The organism is Paenibacillus sp. (assembly GCF_031177825.1).
Taxonomy (GTDB): Bacteria; Bacillota; Bacilli; order Paenibacillales; family YIM-B00363; genus Paenibacillus_AE.
On sequence record NZ_JAPSKE010000014.1, the window covers coordinates 120738 to 139206 of the forward strand.

General features: G+C 60.6%; 17 protein-coding genes. 4 read left to right on the forward strand and 13 right to left on the reverse strand.

Annotation, left to right across the window (positions count from 1 at the left end):
• Positions 1-28: 28 nt before the first annotated feature.
• The 4 genes from RIN49_RS17130 to RIN49_RS17145 all read right to left on the reverse strand — a co-directional run bounded on the left by RIN49_RS17130 (position 29) and on the right by RIN49_RS17145 (position 5289).
• Positions 29-1828, reverse strand: a complete 1800-nt coding sequence (locus tag RIN49_RS17130) for a helicase-associated domain-containing protein (protein ID WP_309121368.1) — start codon at positions 1826-1828, stop codon at positions 29-31.
• Positions 1825-3549: a DNA repair helicase XPB gene (locus RIN49_RS17135; protein ID WP_309121369.1), complete on the reverse strand. Its 1725-nt coding sequence runs from the start codon at positions 3547-3549 to the stop codon at positions 1825-1827. The genes RIN49_RS17130 and RIN49_RS17135 overlap by 4 nt, the downstream gene beginning before the upstream one ends.
• Positions 3550-3631: 82 nt before the next feature.
• Positions 3632-4090 (reverse strand): CBS domain-containing protein, encoded by a 459-nt coding sequence (locus RIN49_RS17140; RefSeq protein WP_309121370.1) that lies wholly within the window; start codon positions 4088-4090, stop codon positions 3632-3634.
• A 47-nt stretch (positions 4091-4137) separates the two neighbouring features.
• Positions 4138-5289: a M20 metallopeptidase family protein gene (locus tag RIN49_RS17145; protein ID WP_309121371.1), complete on the reverse strand. Its 1152-nt coding sequence runs from the start codon at positions 5287-5289 to the stop codon at positions 4138-4140.
• A gap of 167 nt (positions 5290-5456) precedes the next feature.
• Between RIN49_RS17145 and RIN49_RS17150 the strand changes: the two genes are divergently transcribed.
• On the forward strand, positions 5457-5801 hold the full coding sequence (locus tag RIN49_RS17150) for a YugN family protein (protein ID WP_309121372.1): 345 nt from the start codon (positions 5457-5459) through the stop codon (positions 5799-5801).
• 12 nt (positions 5802-5813) lie between these two features.
• Positions 5814-7031, forward strand: a complete 1218-nt coding sequence (gene ftsW / locus RIN49_RS17155; protein WP_309121373.1) for a putative lipid II flippase FtsW — start codon at positions 5814-5816, stop codon at positions 7029-7031.
• An 86-nt stretch (positions 7032-7117) separates the two neighbouring features.
• Here the strand turns inward: ftsW and RIN49_RS17160 are convergent, their stop codons facing one another.
• The 5 genes from RIN49_RS17160 to RIN49_RS17180 all read right to left on the reverse strand — a co-directional run bounded on the left by RIN49_RS17160 (position 7118) and on the right by RIN49_RS17180 (position 11026).
• Entirely contained in the window at positions 7118-7498 is a 381-nt protein-coding gene (locus RIN49_RS17160; protein ID WP_309121374.1) for an Asp23/Gls24 family envelope stress response protein, read from the reverse strand.
• A 110-nt stretch (positions 7499-7608) separates the two neighbouring features.
• Positions 7609-7908 carry an Fpa/YlaN family protein gene (locus RIN49_RS17165; protein WP_309121375.1) on the reverse strand — a complete coding sequence of 100 codons (300 nt, stop codon included), beginning with the start codon at positions 7906-7908 and terminating at the stop codon, positions 7609-7611.
• A gap of 158 nt (positions 7909-8066) precedes the next feature.
• Positions 8067-8306: an HPr family phosphocarrier protein gene (locus RIN49_RS17170; protein WP_309121376.1), complete on the reverse strand. Its 240-nt coding sequence runs from the start codon at positions 8304-8306 to the stop codon at positions 8067-8069.
• Between the two features lie 70 nt (positions 8307-8376).
• A complete protein-coding gene (locus tag RIN49_RS17175; RefSeq protein WP_309121377.1) occupies positions 8377-9492 on the reverse strand; it encodes an aminopeptidase in 1116 nt (371 codons plus the stop codon).
• A 115-nt stretch (positions 9493-9607) separates the two neighbouring features.
• The gene (locus RIN49_RS17180; protein WP_309121378.1) at positions 9608-11026 is read right to left on the reverse strand and encodes a sensor domain-containing diguanylate cyclase; all 1419 of its coding nucleotides are present in this window, start codon (positions 11024-11026) and stop codon (positions 9608-9610) included.
• A gap of 366 nt (positions 11027-11392) precedes the next feature.
• On the opposite strand from RIN49_RS17180, the gene rpsD reads away from it, so the two are divergent.
• Together rpsD and RIN49_RS17190 are read left to right on the forward strand one after the other, a co-directional pair.
• A complete protein-coding gene (gene rpsD / locus RIN49_RS17185; protein WP_309121379.1) occupies positions 11393-11992 on the forward strand; it encodes a 30S ribosomal protein S4 in 600 nt (199 codons plus the stop codon).
• A gap of 266 nt (positions 11993-12258) precedes the next feature.
• Positions 12259-15345, forward strand: a complete 3087-nt coding sequence (locus RIN49_RS17190; RefSeq protein ID WP_309121380.1) for a transglycosylase domain-containing protein — start codon at positions 12259-12261, stop codon at positions 15343-15345.
• Positions 15346-15423: 78 nt separating this feature from the next.
• On the opposite strand, the gene RIN49_RS17195 is transcribed toward RIN49_RS17190, so the two are convergent.
• From RIN49_RS17195 to RIN49_RS17210, 4 genes are all read right to left on the reverse strand, one after another.
• Positions 15424-16125, reverse strand: a complete 702-nt coding sequence (locus RIN49_RS17195) for a 5'-methylthioadenosine/adenosylhomocysteine nucleosidase (protein ID WP_309121381.1) — start codon at positions 16123-16125, stop codon at positions 15424-15426.
• Between the two features lie 36 nt (positions 16126-16161).
• Positions 16162-17163, reverse strand: coding sequence for a catabolite control protein A (gene ccpA, locus RIN49_RS17200; protein WP_309121382.1), 1002 nt, complete (start codon positions 17161-17163; stop codon positions 16162-16164).
• A gap of 214 nt (positions 17164-17377) precedes the next feature.
• Positions 17378-17785 (reverse strand): hypothetical protein, encoded by a 408-nt coding sequence (locus RIN49_RS17205; RefSeq protein WP_309121383.1) that lies wholly within the window; start codon positions 17783-17785, stop codon positions 17378-17380.
• Between the two features lie 128 nt (positions 17786-17913).
• Positions 17914-18438, reverse strand: coding sequence for a type 1 glutamine amidotransferase domain-containing protein (locus RIN49_RS17210; protein ID WP_309121384.1), 525 nt, complete (start codon positions 18436-18438; stop codon positions 17914-17916).
• Positions 18439-18469 lie beyond the last annotated feature (31 nt).

Here is an 18469-nt window from a genome sequence, read left to right on the forward strand (position 1 = left end):
CTATCATAACATGAACCCGCGCCGCGGACTAGGCTTGTTCGGGAACGAGCAGCTGCGCTTCGCCGCAGGCGGACGACGCGACCGTCGTCTCCTCCCCGTCGATGTAGCCCTGCACGATCCAATCCGTCCCCGCCGGCATCACCCGCTTCGGTACGAGCTCGACCTCCCGTCCGTCCATGACGAGCCGGACCGACGTTCGCGCGTCGATCGCCGTCTCCATCAGATCGCGGACGGTAGAGGCGTGATATTTGCGCATCGATCGAAGCCATGCCTGCGGCGCGGCGGACAGCCGTTCGCGGAGCGGCTTCGTGCCCGCGGGCGCCGGATCGAGCGGGAACAGCGCGGCGTTGCGGCGCGAATGGACGATGCCCCCGGCGCTCGCCCCCGGCGCGGCCGACCGCCCTCGAGCGGGCGCTTCCCCGGCGTCCTCGGCGTTCGATGCCGCGTCCGCGGCGGAGCCGCCCGCGCGAAGCGAGAAGCCTTGCCGCTTCAGCGCGTCGGCGAGCGTCTTCGTCATCGAGCGCCGCACGATGAAATCCAACTCGCCGATTTGCGCGACGAAGCATTCGGAAAGCGACGGCTCGGCCTTCAGATACGCCGCGTCTTCCGCGTTGCGGCACCGCAGCAGCGTAACGTCCTCGAGCGTCAGCGCGCCGTACGCGGCGCTCCACTGGCGCAGCGCCGCTTCCACCGGTTCCGGCACGCCGTAGCGGGCGCCGCTCCGGACGACCTCGAGCAGCGCTTCGGCGTCGCGGCCGGAAGCGAGCGCTCGCTCCCAGCTCGCCTTCGTGATGCGGTACCGGTCGACCGCGTCGCCCCCGGCGTACTCCGCGCAAGCTTCGAGCTCCCAACGAGAGCGGAACGGCGCCGTCGGCGGCACGATCAACTCGAAGTCCGGCTGTACGTACCAGCCCGTCTCCTCTTCGTCGATGTCGAGCGGCGCCGTCATTCTCGCGGCGAGCCCTTCCTCCGAACTGCCGAGTTCCGCGAACCCGAAGGCGGCGAGCGGCCGCAGCCAATGGCGGGCAATCGCTTCGCGCGCCTCGTCCTCCGTCCGTCCGCCCGTCGGCACGCCGGCCGCAAGCAAGCCGTCAGCCGCGCGGTCGACCGCGAACCAGCGGCCGGGGGGCATCCGACGGAGCGCGGCCCCGCCGTGCTGCAGCCAGACGTCGGACGGCGTATAGACGTCCCACCACAACGCCCGGAGCTCGGCTTCGATGTCCGGCAGCGGCTTCGCCAGCCACGCGTCGACGCGTTCCCGGTCGAGCTCCAGCGCCGAAGCTCCGTTCCGGACGAGCCCGAGGCGAAGCGCGGCGTCGTACAGCACCGCAAGCGGCTTGCCGAGCTTGTCCTGATGCAGGTACGCGATGTCGAGACCCGCCAGCGACTCCTCGGCGACGTCGACGCGAGTCGCGAGTCGCATCGCGTCCTTCTTCGCGAAAGTTCCCTTCTGCGTCAGGCCGATCCCGACGTTCGCGACGTCCGCGAGGAAGAAGAGCAGCAGCTTCGCGAAGCCCGCCTTCGGCTCGTAATTCGGCTCGACCGCGGCGTCGTCGAGCAGGCAAGGCTCGCCGAGGGCCGTCAAATAGTAGCCCTGCCAGTCCGCGAACAGCCCCGGGGCGAGCGCGTGAATCGTCTCCCCCCATGCCTTCCGGCGCGTCTCGACGATGCCGCGCGCGCGAAGCCGCTCGAGGCCGAGCTCGGCCTCGAAACCCGTCACGCGCCCCGGGAAGGCGCGCTCGAGCGCTTCCGCGCCGAACGGCTCCTCCGCGAACCGCAGCACGATCATCTCCAGCGTCTTGCGTTCGACGGTCGTCAATTCGTTCATCCCGCTTGCTCTCCTTCCTTCGGCGTCGCGCTCAAGCCGTCCGCCCGCCGTTCGTCCCAGCCGACGCTGCGATAGCGATAACCTTGCTCGACTAAGAACATCTGCCGCTTCATCGCGAATTCCAGCTCCTTCGTCCCTTCCGAGACGAGCGCATAGAAGTGCGCCTCGTTATTCCCTTCCTTCGGCCGCAGCACTCGACCGAGCCGCTGCGCCTCTTCCTGCCGGGAGCCGAAGCTGCCCGACACCTGGATCGCGACGGCCGCGTCCGGCAGGTCGACCGCGAAGTTCGCGACCTTGGACACGATCAACACGCCGATTTCGCCCTTGCGGAACGCCGCGTACAGCCGTTCGCGTTCCGCGCTCGGCGTCTCGCCCGTTACGACCGGGCAGCCCAGCTCTTCCGACAGCGCGCCGAGCTGATCCAGATACTGCCCGATCACGAGCGTCGGGGTGCCCCGATGCTCGTCCAGCAGCTGCCGCGCGACGTCCAGCTTGGCGGGGTTCTCCCCGGCGATGCGATGCTGCTCCCGCGCGCCGCTCCTCCGATACGCCTCCAACGTCTCGCCGCTCATCGGCACGCGCACCTCGGTGCAGTCGACCGTCGCGATCCACCCCTGCGCCTCGAGCCGCTTCCACGGCACCTCGTAGCGCTTCGGGCCGACCAAGGAGAAGACGTCCTCCTCGCGTCCGTCCTCTCGCACGAGCGTCGCCGTCAGGCCCAGACGGCGCGTCGCTTGAATGTCCGCGGTCGCGCGGAACACCGGCGCGGGCAGCAGATGCACCTCGTCGTAGACGATGAGTCCCCAAGACCGTTCGCCGAACAGCTTCATATGCGAGAAATCCCCGTCCTTCGACTTGCGGTGCGTCAACATCTGGTACGTGGCGATCGTAATCGGCCGCACTTCCTTGCGATCCGCGCCGTATTCGCCGATGTCGTCCTCCGTCAGCGTCGTCTTGTCGAGCAGCTCCTGGCGCCACTGCTTCACCGACGTCGAGTTCGTCGTCAGGATGAGCGTCGCCCGTCCGAGCTTCGCCATGGCGCCGATGCCGATCACCGTCTTGCCCGCCCCGCACGGCAGCACGAGCACGCCGCTGCCGCCCGCCGCCGCGCCGCCGCGGTAGAACGCCTCGATCGCTTCCTCCTGATACTCCCGCAAGCCGAACGGCTTGCCCGAGGCGCGGAGCGAAGCGCGCAGCGCGATCGGCACCGGCTCTCCGTCTTGATAGCCGGCGACGTCGACGACCGGGTATCCGAGCCGCATGAGCTCTTGTTTGACCGAACCCCGTTCGGTCAACCGCACGGCGATCGTGTGTCGATGATCCATCGGACTCGGCTCCCAGTACGACCGCAGCGAATCGTAGGCGGAGATCGCCTTGAGCACCTCCGGATCGTCGCAGCGCAGCATCAGCTGCTTCCCTTCCCGCTCGATTCGAACGAGTCCGTACCGGTTGACGTACGTCCGAATATCTTTGACGACGGCAGCCGGAACGCCGAACTTCGCGTACGCGGTCAGCGTCTCGACGATGCTCTCCGCCGTCGCGCCGGCCGACGCCGCGTTCCAGAGCGACAACGGCGTAATTCGATACGTATGTAATCCGTCCGGACTCTTGCGAAGGTCGGCGAAGGCGGACAGCTTCGCCCGAACCTCGTCGGCCTTCGGATGTTTCGTTTCGAGCAGCACGGTGAAATCGCTCTGCACGATAATCGGTTTTTCCTTCATGAAGCGTCCTCCTTCCGACGGGAACGAATAGCAAAAAATCCGTTTTCCCGAAGGAAAACGGAGCGGCGACGGATCGATCTCGTCAATTCGTACCGATCGATTGCTTGTGTTTTTCGGAAATTTCGCTGAGCGCGTGTCCGGCTTCTTCCTCCAGCTTGGAGCGCACGGCCAAGTCCCCGATCGCCACGACGCCGATCAATTGGTTGTTCTCCACGACCGGGAGGCGGCGAATTTGGTTTTTCGCCATCAGCTTGGCCGCTTCGTCGACCGTCATCGTCGACGGCACGGAGACGACCGTCTGATCGCTCATGACTTCCTTCACGGCCGTAGAGCCGGAATGCTTCTCCGCATACCCGCGCACGACCAAGTCGCGGTCGGTGACGACGCCGATCAGCTGATTGCCTTCCACGACCGGAATGAAGCCGATGTCGTGCTGTTTCATTTTCAACGCGATTTCGTAAATGTTATCCTTCAAGGTGACCGTGACGATTTCGGTTTCCATAATATCTTTGACGGTTTTTAACGTCGTTGTCGTGCTCATGGTCATCCCTCCTCCCCCATAGCGTATCCGGGCGGAGGAGAAACCATTCACCGGCGGGTCGCCAAATCGTACAACAGGTCGACGCTCGTCTCGAGCGCGCGCTCGTCGATGTCGAAGAGCGGATGGTGATGCGGCGCTTTCACTTGGTCGTTGCCGGCGCCGACGAACAGGAAGCAGCCCGGCACTTTCTCCAAATAAAACGAGAAGTCCTCGCCCGCCATCATCGGCTGGCATACGCTGACGCGATCCTCGCCGAGCCTCTCGCGCGCCAGCGACAGCACCCGTTCCGTCGGCTCCGCGTGGTTGACGACCGGCGGATATCCGAACTTGTAATCGAGCTCGTACTCCGCGCCGTACATCCGGCACGTCGCGTCTAGCACCTGCTCGAGACGTTCCTTCAAGTAGAGGCGCGTCTGCGGCGTCATCGTGCGAACGGTCCCCTCCATGCGGCAATCCGAGGCGATGACGTTGAACGTCGTTCCGGCATGGAACGATCCGATCGAAATGACGTGCGGCAAAATCGGATCGCTATTGCGGCTGACGATCGATTGCGCGTTCACGACGAAGTGGGCGCCGATCGTTACCGCGTCGACCGCCTGATGCGGCAGCCCGCCGTGGCCGCCCTTGCCGACGATGCGCGCCGAGAACTCGTCGGACGCCGCCATGATCGGGCCCGCCGCGGTATGGACCGTGCAAGCCGGGAACTGCGACCATAAATGGATGCCGTAAATTTCGTCGACGCCGTCGAGCGCGCCGTCTCGAATCATCGCCTGCGCGCCGCCCGGGGGAATTTCTTCGGCAGGCTGGAACAGCAGCCGAACCGAACCGGTCCAGGCGTCGACCGTCTCCGCCAGCCGCTCCGCGGCGCCGAGCAGCGCGGACGTATGCCCGTCGTGGCCGCAGGCGTGCATGACGCCCGGCACGGTCGAAGCGTACTCCGTCCGCTTCTGATCTTGGATCGGAAGCGCGTCCATATCGGCGCGCAGCGCGATGCGCTTGCCGGGCCCTCGGCCGCCTTCCAGATCGGCTACGACGCCGTGGCCGCCGACGCCGGTCCGCACGCTCCATCCCATCCGCCGCAGCTCGCCCGCGACGAACGCTGCGGTTTCCTTTTCCTCATAAGATACTTCCGGGTGTCGGTGCAGATGGCGCCTCCACGCGATGACCTTGTCCATTGTTTCTTTGCGCGTACCGTTCATGCTCGTCCGTCTCCTTCCGGGATTCCGATTCCACATTAGTTCTTATATTAACAGAATTGTGCTTTTCGTCGTTTAAATAAGGTTGCGTTCCATGGTTTATTCATAATATCATGAGGTTGTCGCTTTCCGCGACCTTGATGCGTATTAGGTAACAGGAGGAATGCAAGTTGATTATCGACGACAGCGGGTTGAAAGGCCTTCAAGCGGAGCTCGCCGATCTGGACCAATCGTCCGAGAAGCTCGGCTTCGTCCGTTGGCAATGGGAATATTACCGCGCCACGTACGATCTGAAGATCGAAGACCAACCGAACCGGGAAGACTACTACTTACGTATTAACACGAGAGCGGTCGAAGGCAAGCTGGAAAATCCGTCCGCCGTGCTCGCCGTGGAGGACGTCTATCTCGGACGCGCTTCGTTCCCTCACGGTCTCGATTACGAATCCCCGATTCCGGACGCGATTCTGAAGAACGCAAAGCAGAAGCTGGCCGCGTTGAAGCAGCTTCTCGCCTAACGGGAGCGACGGATGGAGCGCAGAGGAACGCCTGACTTCTTCTTGCTGCTGATGACCGTCCTTCTCGTCGGCTTCGGGATCGTCATGGTGTTCAGCGCCAGCGGACCCGAAGCCGCGACGCAATACGGAGACGCCCTCTGGTATACGAAGAAGCAGATCATGGCGGCGGGCCTCGGCGCGATTCTGATGCTCGCGTTCATGAACATTCCGTACTTGAAGTGGAAGCGGTTATACTTCCCCTTCTTCGTCGGCGTGTTAGGCCTGCTTCTATTCGTGCTGATGCAGCCTTCGGGGGACAAGCCTCGCAGCTGGATCGACCTCGGCGTCATGTCCATCCAGCCCGCGGAATTCGCGAAGCTGGCGATTATCGTATACCTTGCGACGATCATTACGCGCAAGGGCGAGAAATTCGAACGGTTCCGCAACGGACTGCTGCCGGTCGCTCTCATGGTCGGCATCGTCGGCGGCCTGATCATGCTTCAGCCCGACTTCGGCTCCACCGTCGTCTTTCTGTTCTGCAGCGCGATCGTCATCGTCGCGGGCGGCGCGAACATGAAACACCTGTTTCTCGGGTTGATCGCGCTGGCCGTCGCCGGAACGTTGTTTTTCGGCGGTCAGCTCCTGAGCCGCGGGGATGACGGAGCGGGGCGGGAGTATCAATTCAAACGGTTCGAATGTTATTTGGACCCTTGGCAGGATACGCAGAACTGGTGCTGGCAGCAGGTGCAGGCCGAGATGGCGTTCGGGCACGGCGGCGTCGCGGGCGCGGGCTTCGGGCAGAGCGTGCAGAAGCTGTTCTACTTGCCCGAGGCGCAGAACGACTTCATCTTCGCCATTATCGGCGAAGAGCTCGGGTTTCTGGGCGTGACCTTGTTTTTATTGTTATACTTAGCCTTCCTATGGCGGGGCATCATCGTTTCGCTGCGCTGCTCCGACCCGTTCGGCACCTTGATCGGCATCGGCATCGTCGGCATGTTCGGCATTCAGGCGTTCATCAACATCGGAGGCGTCACGCGCACCATTCCGATGACCGGGATCACGCTGCCGTTCATCTCGGCCGGGGGCTCCTCTCTGCTCGTCAGCTTGATGAGCATGGGCTTGCTCCTGAGCATCTCCCGAGATACCGGCCAGGTCCGCGACAAGTCGACTTCGTCCAAGCCCGGGGCAAGCCGCAAGCCGATGAAGAAAGCGTCGACACGCGTGCCGGAGCACGTTCCGATGATTCGATAAAAACTCCATCGAACGAAGAGAAAAGCTGCCGGGTCGGCAGCTTTTCTCGTTGTCTTCGTATTCGGCCGTGCATCGGCTCCGGCGATTTATCGCACCCGCAAGGGCGGCGGCGCTTCTTCCGGTTCTTCGTCGGGCAATTGGACGCCCTCCACCTTCACGTTCACTTCGACGACCGTAAGGCCCGTCATCGTCTGCACGGCTTCCCGTACGCGCTCTTGGAGCTGCCAGCATACATCGTGTATGGCGACGCCGTAATGCACGATCACCCTCAGGTCGACCGCCGCTTCCCGTTCGCCGACTTCCACGGATACGCCTCTCTGGGCGTTCTTCCCGGACAATCGCTTCGCCCATCCTTCCGAAATGCCGCCGGACATCGCCGCAATGCCCGGCGTATCGAGCGCGGCCAACCCCGCCACCGTGGCGACGACGTCGTCCGAAATCCGAATGATCCCGTTACCGTCCGTCATGGCAACCCCACCTCTTCCCGTTAGCTGTATTTCCATTGTAAAGGGTTTCCGGGCGGCCTGCAACCGACCTTTACGGAAACAAAAAACGGCCCCTGTCCGGGACCGATTCGTTACGAGCTCGCGTTTTGGTTAATGGCCAACGCCTCGTACAGCTGCGCCAAATTGCGTTCCAGCTTCGCGAGCAGCTGCTTGCCGTCCGATTCTTCCAGAAGCCCGGCGCGCACAGCGAAATCGATCTCTCTCGAGAGGCCGTACATCTGCGTGTCCAACACTTCCTCGTACAACGGGCACTTGCGCGTCGCCAAGTTTTCCATCTGTACCTGAATGAGCGTCTCTATCTTATTCGCATCCTCTTGCAGCAACTGCATCGCCTTGTGCGAGAGTTCGAGCAATAAATCCGAAGATGACATGGCCTGATTTCCCCCTACCGGCACCGATGATACTCTAATATTAATTGAAAACGGCGGGACATACAAGTTGGGAAGAGGTGCTAACGTTCGATAAGGCGAAAACGACCGCCTGCCGGGAACGGCCTGCGGTCGTCGATTTCGTTCGTCGATTTCTTATCTTACGCCTTAATGTTGAGGCCGTGCTTGGCGAATACTTCGATCATCGCCTTCTTCGCGTCCTCTTCGTCGGGACCGTGCACGTGCAGCTCGTAGTCGTTGTCCGACACCAAAGTCGTGAACAATCCGAGGATGCTCTTCACGTCTATGTACTTGTTATCGAATTGCAGAACGATGGACGATTTAAACTTTCCAGCGGTTTGTGCGATGTCTACGATTGCAGCGTTCTTGTTATTCGTCAACGTCGTCGCCTCCCATAATGTGACAGCTTTCCTTTATCATACTGCCGCCCTGCGCAGGAATCAAGAGGCTTTATTTCAAATGCTCCGGATTAAGGCCTTCCAGCTCCGGCACCACGAAACGACCGTCCTTGCGGATCAACCGATCGTCGAACCAAATTTCGCCGCCGCCGTACTCGGGTCGCTGAATGAGCACCAGATCCCAGTGAATCGAAGAGCGATTGCCGTTGTCGGCTTCCTCGTACGCTTGGCCCGGCGTGAAGTGGAGGCTGCCGTCGATCTTCTCGTCGAACAGCGTATCCTTCATCGGATGCAGGATGTACGGGTTGAAGCCGATGCTGAATTCCCCGATATGCCGCGCGCCTTCGTCGTTGTCGAGAATTTCGTTCAGCTTCTTCGTGTCGTTGCTTGTCGCTTCGACGATCCTGCCGTTCTCGAAGCGGAAGAAGATGTTTTCGAACGTAATGCCCGAATAGACGCTCGGCGTATTGTATTGAATCGTGCCGTTGACCGAATCGCGTACCGGCGCCGTGTACAGCTCGCCGTCCGGCAAGTTTTTGTCGCCGACGCACTTCACGTTCGGGATGCCCTTGATGGAGAACGTCAGGTCGGTGCCCGGCGAGACGATGCGCACTTTATCCGTCTTACTCATGAGCTCGGACAACGGATCCATCGCCTTCGACATCTTCTCGTAGTCGAGCGTGCAGACGTCGAAGTAGAAATCTTCGAACGCATCCGTGTTCATGCCCGCCTGCTGCGCCATCGCCGGACTCGGGTACCGCATGACGACCCAGCGCGTCTTCCGGACCCGCTGATCGAGATGCACCGGCTTATAATATGTCTTCTCGTATAAACCTAATTGTCCGTCCGGAAGGCCGGACAGCTCGCTCGCGTTCTCGCCGGAACGAATGGCGATATATACGTCCATGTCTTTCATGCGCGCCAAATCGAGCTCCGCCCAATGCTCCAGATTTTCCTTCGTCATCGACTTCAGCATCGTCCGCTGCACCGCGCGATCCGTCAATTGCACGTACGGATGGCCGCCGGCCGCGTGCACCTCGTCGATCACGCTCTTCAGAAGCTCGCGCTCCGGGCCGATCATCTCGATCAATACCCGCTCGCCCTTTTGCACCCGAGTGGAGTAGTTCACGATCGTCTTCGCAAGTTTTAAAATTCTAGGGTCTTTCAAGAGAGGTTCCTCCTTCGGCAGTCGCAAGGCCCGGGGGCCCATACGGTTTCATTGTAGCATAGCCGTTTTCCCCCTTACAAACCGGAAAGGGAAGCCCCTGAAGCGGACCTCCCCGTCACCCGATGCGGTATTGATTTTTCCCGTTGTGCTTGGCGGAATAAAGCGCCATGTCGGCTTTATAGAACAGCGTCTCGACGCTCACCTTCTCGTCCGTGCGGCTCCACTCCGCGATGCCGCACGAGACGGTGACCGACGGGTCGGTCTCGAGCTCGACGCGGCTGCGGATGCGCTCCGCCACTCTCTCCGTCTGCTCGAGCGTCAGCTGCGGCAAGTAGATGGCGAGCTCTTCGCCGCCCCATCGCGCCGCGATGTCGGTATCCCGGATGCAAGAGCGGACGATCGCGCTCACTTGCCGCAGGATCTGGTCGCCGATCTGATGGCCGAACGTGTCGTTCACCTGCTTGAAGTCGTCGATGTCGACGACGATCAGCGAACCCCGCGCGTCCTTCTGCTGCATCGAGTGCACTTGCTCGTCCAAATAACGGCGCGCGTACAGACCCGTCAGGTTGTCGGTGATTACCATCCGGTTCAGCTCGGCGTGCAGCTGCGCCTTCATGATCGCGAGTCCGATATGCCCTGCCAACAGCAGCAGCAGCTTATAATTTTCATACGTGAAATAATTCGGTTCCGCATGCGTCACGAGCACCGCCCCGACGACTTCCTCGTTCACGAGGATCGGGGAGGCGATGAGCGAGCGCGACCCCGTCGACTTCATCAGCTTCGACTCGATGCGCGCGTTGTGCGAATAATCGGACACGATGACCGGCTCCTTCGTGCGATGCAGCAAGCCGACGAAGCCGTAATCGATCTCGAACGTGTCGCTGAGCATCTCGCTCAGGTTCGTCGCCTGCACGACGAAGGTGCCCTCCTTGCGGTCGTGCTCCAGAATGCACGCGAAGTCGGCATGGAAGACGTCGATCAGTTCCTTGCAAGCGTATTGGAAGATGTCCGACACCCTAAGACTCTGATTGAGGCGCTTCGTGATTTCGTTAATGAGGCGCAGCTCCGTCACGAGCAGATTCGACTGCTCGTACAGCTTGGCGTTCTCGAACGCCGCGCCCGCCGTCTCTCCGATGCCGACCAACAAGTCGACGTCCCGCCGGTCGAGCGGCTTCGAGTCCGCCCTCACCTCCAGCACGCCGTAGACGCCTTGCTTCCCGACGAGCGGCACCGCCGCCGCGAACGTCGGGATTCCGCTCTCGTCCGCATCGCCGGCCGGGTAGCCGAGCACGGGCTTGCCCCCCATGAACGCCCGCGTGCACAGATCGTTCCCGTCATGCCGGAAGACGAGCGGCAGTATCGGAATATCGGAAGGCGTCGTGTCTTGAGACATATACACTTGAGAGACGGCGAACGGGAAATGCCCTTGGAGCGACGATACGATATGCTTTAATACGCCGTCCGTCGTCTGCTGCAGAAACAACGTGCGGCTTAAATCGAACATGGATCGATAGAAACTCTCGCTTCCTCCCATCCGCCTTGCCTCCTCGCCTTGCCGATACGGGCTTTCGCAGTCTTTATCTTTATCTTTCAATATTCTACTATATTTTCGCGACAGGTTATATAGAACGGGCTCCGGAAACCGTTTTTTCGCCCGACCTGTATTACCCTTGACAGCATCGATTCTATTCACGTAGAATATATAGTCGAGTACGTAAATCGGACCCCTTCGCGGTACCCTTTCCTGAACGCCTTACCGAGCCAGCGGCTGAACTCGCTCGATAAGCGCATTTCGCGCGCGCGTGCAGGCGCTAAGTGCCGGAACGATTGCGGAAGCCTATATGAACAATCGAGATTTTTAACAACAATAATTTTCCAAGACAAAGGAGCAACACGAACTATGGCACGTTATACAGGCCCCAAGTTTAAATTGAGCCGCCGCCTCGGCATTTCCCTTAGCGGAACAGGCAAAGAATTGAAGCGTCCGTTCCCTCCGGGACAACACGGTCCGGGACAACGCAAGAAAGTCAGCGGCTACGGCGTGCAATTGATGGAGAAGCAGAAGCTTCGCCACATGTACGGCTTGAACGAGAAGCAATTCGCGAACTTGTTCGAGAAAGCTTCCAAGATGGCGGGCATCACAGGCGAAAACTTCATGGTTCTTCTTGAGAGCCGGTTGGACAACCTCGTGTACCGTCTTGGCTTCGCGAACTCCCGCGCGGGCGCTCGCCAGCTCGTCTCCCACGGTCACGTCACGGTGAACGGCAAGAAAGTCGACGTTGCTTCCTACCTCGTGCAGACGGGCGACGTGATCGGCCTTCGCGAGAGAAGCCGCGGCCTCTCTTCCGTGAAGGAAGCGATCGCGAACCGCAACTTCTTGCCGAACTACCTCGAGTACAACGATGCGGCCGTCGAAGGCAAATTCGCTCGCATTCCGGAGCGCTCCGAGCTTCCGCAAGAAATCGACGAGAAGCAAATCGTCGAGTTCTACTCCCGTTAATTTTCGAAAACCGGCCCCGCCGTCGCGGGCGCCGGTTTTTTTCTGCGCTCGCCCCCCTCTCCCCCGCCGCATCCGTCCTCGTCGACCTTGTCGCTCCTTACCCCAAAGTTTGAAAATGCCCTGTCGTCCTAGGTCCGTTCGCTCCTTTCAACCTCGCGATCCTATGGTATTTTAGAAGCGCCCGATCGACATGCCGGATGCGAACGGTGACCAATCTTGCCGTACTATGTTATAATGTGGGTGGAATTTGGGGAGGTACAGTACATATGTCCGATACGAACGAGAAGTTTCCGGCGGCCGAACCAGCCGAGCCGGCGACGCCGAAGAAGAAGCGCAAGCGAATGCCCGTGGCGGCGAGAGTCACCCTCTCCGTCGTCAAGTGGACGTTCCTGCTCGGCGTCGTAGGCGCCGTCACCGCCGGAGCCGCCGTTACCGGCTACGTCTCCGCCCTCGTGCGCGACGACGAGGTCCGCAGCCGCGAGACGATCCTCGAAGAAATGCAGCACAACTCCGAAACCGGATTCGTCTATTTCCGCGACGGAACGATCATCGGCCAGCTCCGGACCGAGGAAGACCGCCGATTGATCGAATACGAGGACATCCCTCAGATCGTGGAAGACGCCGTGCTCGCGACCGAGGACGAGGATTTCTATAACCATATCGGCGTCGACTTCATGAGCCTCGCCCGAGCGGTGAAGGAGAAGGTGCTCAACGAAGAAGTGCAGACCGGCGGCAGCACGATCACGCAGCAGGTCGCGCGCCGCGTGTTCCTGAACTTGGACCGTACCGACAGCCGGAAGTTCAAAGAGATTTTCCTTGCGCTGCGGCTCGAACGATTCATGACGAAGGAAGACATCTTGGCCGCCTATTTGAACAAAATTCCGTTCGGCAACGGAGCGTCCGGATACCAGGTGTACGGAATTAAGGCGGCCGCCACCGGCATTTTCGATAAAGACCTCGACGACCTGAACATCGCTCAAGCCGCTTACTTGGCCGGTCTGCCGCAATCGCCCTCGACGTATTCCGCGTTCACCGGGAAGGGCGAATTCGACGAGGAGGGCTTTAAGGAAGCGAGAGAACGCCAAGAGCTCGTGCTGTATCATATGAAGCGGACCGGCAAAATCACGGACGCGCAGTACGAAGAGGCGCTCGCGTTCGACATTAAAGCCAGCCTCGCGAAGCCGAAGAAGAAAGCTTATGCCACATACCCGTATTTGATGCTCGAAGCCGAGCGTCAAGCCGCCGAGACGCTGCTTCGCCAGAGCAATCCGGAGCTCGGTCCGGCAGACATGCGCAAGCCCGAATATCAGGAAGCGCTGAAGGACGCACGGGAGATGCTGCTGCGCGGCGGGTATAAAATCTATACCACAATCGACAAGACCGTATACGAAGCGATGCACCGCGTCTCGGAAAATCCGGAGTTGTTCACCAAGGACCACGAGAAAAAAGGCGTCGAGCAAGTCGGGGGCATTCTGCTCGACAACGACACCGGCGCCATTCTCGGCATGATCGAAGGACGCGACTTCTACTTGGAGCAGCTGAACCACGCGACGCAGATGCAGCGCCAGCCGGGCTCCGCGATGAAGCCGATCGCCGCTTACTTGCCGGCGATCGAGTCGGGAACCATTCAACCGGCTTCCATTATCGACGACGTGCCGCTCATTTTGCCGGACGGCCAGAAGGGCGTACATATCCCGAGAAACCATGACGGCCGTTACCACGGTCTGCTGACCGCCCGGGAAGCGCTGAATCAATCGTGGAACATTCCCGCGATCAAGCTGTTCCTCTACGACGTCACGATCGATAAGGCGTGGGAGTTCGCGAAGAAGCTCGGCATCACCTCGCTGACCGAGAGCGACTACCATGCAAGCACGGGCGTCATCGGCGGCTTGCAGTACGGCGTGTCGGTCGAGGAGCTGACGAACGCCTACTCGACGATCGCCAATAAGGGGCTGTACGCCGACGCGTACTTCGTCGAGAAGATCACCGACTCGGCCGATAACGTCGTCTACGAACATGAAACGAAACCGGAGCGCGTGTTCTCCGAGCAAACCGCTTATCTAATGACGGATATGATGCGAACGGTCATCACGAACGGGACGGCGTCGAGAGTCAAGAGCCGGTTCGAACACGAGGACAAAGTGCCGATCGTCGGGAAGACGGGCACGACGTCGGACAACTACGACCTCTGGTTCGTAGGGTACTCTCCCGACGTCACGCTCGGCATCTGGATCGGGTATGACCAGCCTTCCCCGCTGACGGAAGCGAATCGAGCGAAATACGTGTGGGCGGACGTCATGAACGAGCTGGTCGCTTCGAAGTCGGACCTGTTCCAGACCGAGGCGTTCGAGAAGCCCGAAGGCATCGTCTCGAAGACGGTGTCCCGCGTCTCGGGCTTGCTCCCGAGCGAGCTTGTGACGCAGGAGAAGTTGACCGTGACCGACATCTTCAACCGGGAGCATATCCCGACGAAGCAAGACGACGTGCTGGGCCTCGCCGACGTCGTGCTCGTGGACGGGAAGGCGTATACGCCGCAGCCCGGAACGCCGGCCGACATGGTCAAGAAGATGCGCGTCGTGCGCCGCGAGGAGCCGATCGGCGATCTGCTCAAGCGGGTCGAAGAAGCGCTCGCGAAGCTGCCGGAGAAGAGCCGAAGGCCGATCGAATCGTATCGTCCGACGGATGGCTACGGCGACGCGCCGAGCGAGGTCGATCCTCGTTCGGAGAACGGATTGCCGCCGGCGGCGCCTCCTTGGGTGAAGCTGACGAAGACGGACAAGGGCGCGCAGGTGCAATTCGGCGCCAGCTATAACGGCGACGTCGCCGGATACCGCGTCTTCCGTTCCGTCGACGGCGGCCCGTTCCAGCCGCTTCCGGAGAAGACGATTCGCACCGGAGAGGCGTTAAGCTTCGTCGATCAGACGAGCGCGGACCGCATCTACGGATACTACATCGTCTCCGTCGACATCGCCGGGCACGTCTCCGAGCCGAGCGAGGTCGTCTACACGGGCGATCCGTTCCCGCTGTCGCTCGGGGAAGGCGAAGGCGAACCGCTCGAGCCGCTCCCCGGCGACGAGGCGGCCGAAGCGCCGAAGGCGCCGGGCAAGCCGGTCGCGAAGGCGCGGGACTTGGGCGTTCGTCTCGAGTGGACGCCGGGCGCCGAGGCGGATCAGGTCGACGAGTATCGCATCTACTACGCGCCTGAGGAAGGCGGACCCTATAACCAGATCGGCGTCTCCGGCAGCGCGGAATTCGAGTTCCTGTCGTTGACGACCGCCGGGTGGTACCGGGTGACGGCCGCGAACTCGGCCGGGGAGTCCCCGCCTTCCCCCGCGGTACAATTCAAACCGTAACCTAACGAATAAGAGGCTGCAGGAAGCGCCAACGCGCATCCTGCAGCCTCTTGTTCTTCATCATCAACGAACGATTCGTTACATGACGCCGAGCATCCGTTCCACGATCGCCGCCGACCGCTCCGCCGCCAGCTTCGTGAACTCGGGGAAATTCACGTGGGCCGAACCGTCCGCCTTGTCCGACATCGAACGAAGCACGACGAACGGCGTGCCGTTCATTCGGCATACTTGCGCGACCGCCGCCCCCTCCATCTCGACGCAAGCGCCTTGAAGCTCGCGATGCAGCCCCGCGACGATGTCTCGGTTCGCGACGAATTGGTCCCCGGACAGAATGCGTCCCGTACGCGTCAGACCGGGATATAAGCTCTCTCCCGCCGCTACCGCCGCTTCGACGAGCGTCGGGTCCGCCGGAAACACCGACTCCCCTGCGTACGGGATAACGCCCTTCTCGAAGCCGAGCGGCGTCACGTCCATATCATGCTGCAGCAAGTCGGTGGACACGACGATGTCGCCGATGTTCAGCTCCGGATGGACCGCGCCGGCCACTCCCGTAAACACGATGGCTTCGACGCCGAAGCCGTCGATCAAAAGCTGCGTGCAGACGGCGGCATTGACCTTGCCGACCCCGCACTTGCACACGATGACGCGCTTGCCGTTCCATTCGCCTTCCCGGAAGCGGATACCCGCCTTTACCGTCTCGACGTTCCCTTCCATCCGGAGCAAGAAGCGTTCCACCTCTTCGTCCATCGCGCCGATAATGCCTAATGTCTTATAATCCACTTGTATACGTCCTCCTGGGCAAAAAAATAGGGCTCATTAGACATGAGCCACAGATTTACGCATAATCGTCTCGTGAGGCAAGACGACGACCGGGTTGGATACCGGCTCTTTCTTCATCAGCTTCGTCAACAACCGCATCGATACGGCGCCGATGTCGTACATCGGCTGCGCCACCGTAGACAGCTGAGGACGCACCATCGAAGCCATCCGGACGTTGTCGACGGAGACCACCGCCAAATCCTCCGGTACGCGGAGACCCGCGTCTTGAATCGCGTGAATGGCGCCGATCGCCATCTCGTCGGTCGCCGCGAAGATCGCCGTCGGCCGATCCGGCAGCTGGAGGAAATACTCCATCGTGTCGAGGCCCGCTTCATAGCGATAGTTGCCGACGCGAACATGCGATTCCCGGAACGGGATGCCCGCTTCTTCGATCGCGCGCTTATACCCTTGGTAACGCGCGAATCCGTTCGACGGATCCTGCAGGCTGCCGCTGATCATGCCGATATTGCGGTGCCCGTGGTCGATCAATACCTTCACGGCGTCATAAGCGGCCGCTTCGTGATCGATATCCACGGACGGAATCACGCGGTTCGCGTCGGTCGTCGCGCACAATACGATCGGTACCGACGTCCGGAACGCTTCGATATGCTCGTCCGTCACGACGCCGCCCATGAACAGCAGCCCGTCGACCTGCTTCTCCAACAACGTGTTGATCACGCGAATTTCCTTGTCCTTCTTCTTGTCGGAGTTGCAGAGAATCATATTGTAGTGATACATGTTCGCGATATCTTCGATGCCGCGTACGACCTCGGAGTACATCGTGTTCGAAATATCGGGAATCACGACGCCGACCGTCGTCGTCTTCTTGCTGGCCAATCCGCGGGCGACCGCATTCGGCCGGTACCCCAGTCTTTCGATCGCTTCGAACACTTTCTTCCGGGTTTGCGGCTTCACGTTCGGGTTGTTGTTCACAACGCGCGAGACCGTCGCCATCGACACCCCGGCTTCCCGAGCCACGTCGTAAATTGTCACTGTCACGAGCATTCTCTCCAATAATGAATATTTGTAGATATGAACAGCGGGTAGTAGACTATTCCTCGGTAACACGGAAATTCGAGATCCATTCATCCATTGAAGGATATAATAAAATATGATACGACAATTTTTTACTTTACGCAACGATAGCGGCCGAAAGGGCCCGGAAAACAAAAAAACCTCCGAAGAGGTTTGGGGGAAATCGACGGAAAACGACCTACGTGGGGATGCTGGCCTTCGCGATTTGCGAAAGGCGATCTCGGATTTCCTCCGACCACGGTTCGTCGCCGAGCGATTGCGCCAGAAGCATCAAGTCCAACAGCTGATTGACGCGTTCCTTCACGATCTGTTCCACCGGAACGTTCGCTCGTTCTTTCTTTGTCGCTTCATGAAGCAGGAACGCCAGTTCGTTGGACTCGTTAAAGCGAATATGTTGTTTCACGGGATTTCGGCCGAGTTGTCGAATCAACGAACTCAGCTCCTGTTTTACGTCCTGCAGCACCTCGCTGCGTTCGCAGCCGTTGCAAGAGTAAATCGGAACGTTCTCGATGTTCACTTTGTTCGAGAAGATGACCGTGCGCAGCCGAATGGACATCGTCTGTCCGCAGACGCAATATTTCTCCAATCCGAGCCCTCCTAAGAGCCATGGCAAACTTGCTCGCGCTTTCGTGCCTCTTTACGTATTCGAGGAACGTCGCGCAACTCCTTCCGCTTCGCTCTTAGAAGTTCTTGGAATCGTCGTCCCGCGTCGGATTATCTTGGCGCCAACGCGTCGCAGAACGCCTTGGCGTACGGCGGAAGATCCGGCGGACGGCGGCTCGAGACGATGTGTCCGTCGACGACGACGGCCTCGTCGTGCCAGATCGCTCCCGCGTTCTCCATATCGTCGCGGATGCCCGGCGTCGAGGTGACGTTCCGGCCGCGCAAAATTTTCGCGGAGACGAGCACCCAGCCCGCATGGCAGATTTGGCCGATCGGCCGTCTCAGCTCGTCCATCCGGCGCACCATCGCGAGCACCTCCGGATAGCGCCGCAGCTTATCGGGCGCCCAGCCGCCGGGCACCAACAGCCCGTCGAACTCGTCGATGTTCACGTCGCCGAACGCAACGTCGGACGTCGCGGGCACGCCGTATTTCCCGGTGTAGGCGAAGCCCTTCTTCGCGCCGGCCACGACGACCTCCGCTCCTTCCTCCCGAACGCGATAGATCGGGTACCACAACTCCAAATCCTCGAATTCTTCGTCTACGAGGCTAAGCACCTTTTTCCCGGATAACCGCATGCTCCTTCTTCCTTCCTGTTTCGAAAATGAT

Coding starts and splice junctions, on each gene's coding strand:
- RIN49_RS17130 (WP_309121368.1), bottom strand. CDS start 1,828: ATGAACGAATTGACGACCGTCGAACGCAAGACGCTGGAGATGATCGTG.
- RIN49_RS17135 (WP_309121369.1), bottom strand. CDS start 3,549: ATGAAGGAAAAACCGATTATCGTGCAGAGCGATTTCACCGTGCTGCTC.
- RIN49_RS17140 (WP_309121370.1), bottom strand. CDS start 4,090: ATGAGCACGACAACGACGTTAAAAACCGTCAAAGATATTATGGAAACC.
- RIN49_RS17145 (WP_309121371.1), bottom strand. CDS start 5,289: ATGAACGGTACGCGCAAAGAAACAATGGACAAGGTCATCGCGTGGAGG.
- ftsW (WP_309121373.1), top strand. CDS start 5,814: ATGGAGCGCAGAGGAACGCCTGACTTCTTCTTGCTGCTGATGACCGTC.
- RIN49_RS17160 (WP_309121374.1), bottom strand. CDS start 7,498: ATGACGGACGGTAACGGGATCATTCGGATTTCGGACGACGTCGTCGCC.
- RIN49_RS17165 (WP_309121375.1), bottom strand. CDS start 7,908: ATGTCATCTTCGGATTTATTGCTCGAACTCTCGCACAAGGCGATGCAG.
- RIN49_RS17180 (WP_309121378.1), bottom strand. CDS start 11,026: ATGGGAGGAAGCGAGAGTTTCTATCGATCCATGTTCGATTTAAGCCGC.
- rpsD (WP_309121379.1), top strand. CDS start 11,393: ATGGCACGTTATACAGGCCCCAAGTTTAAATTGAGCCGCCGCCTCGGC.
- RIN49_RS17190 (WP_309121380.1), top strand. CDS start 12,259: ATGTCCGATACGAACGAGAAGTTTCCGGCGGCCGAACCAGCCGAGCCG.
- RIN49_RS17210 (WP_309121384.1), bottom strand. CDS start 18,438: ATGCGGTTATCCGGGAAAAAGGTGCTTAGCCTCGTAGACGAAGAATTC.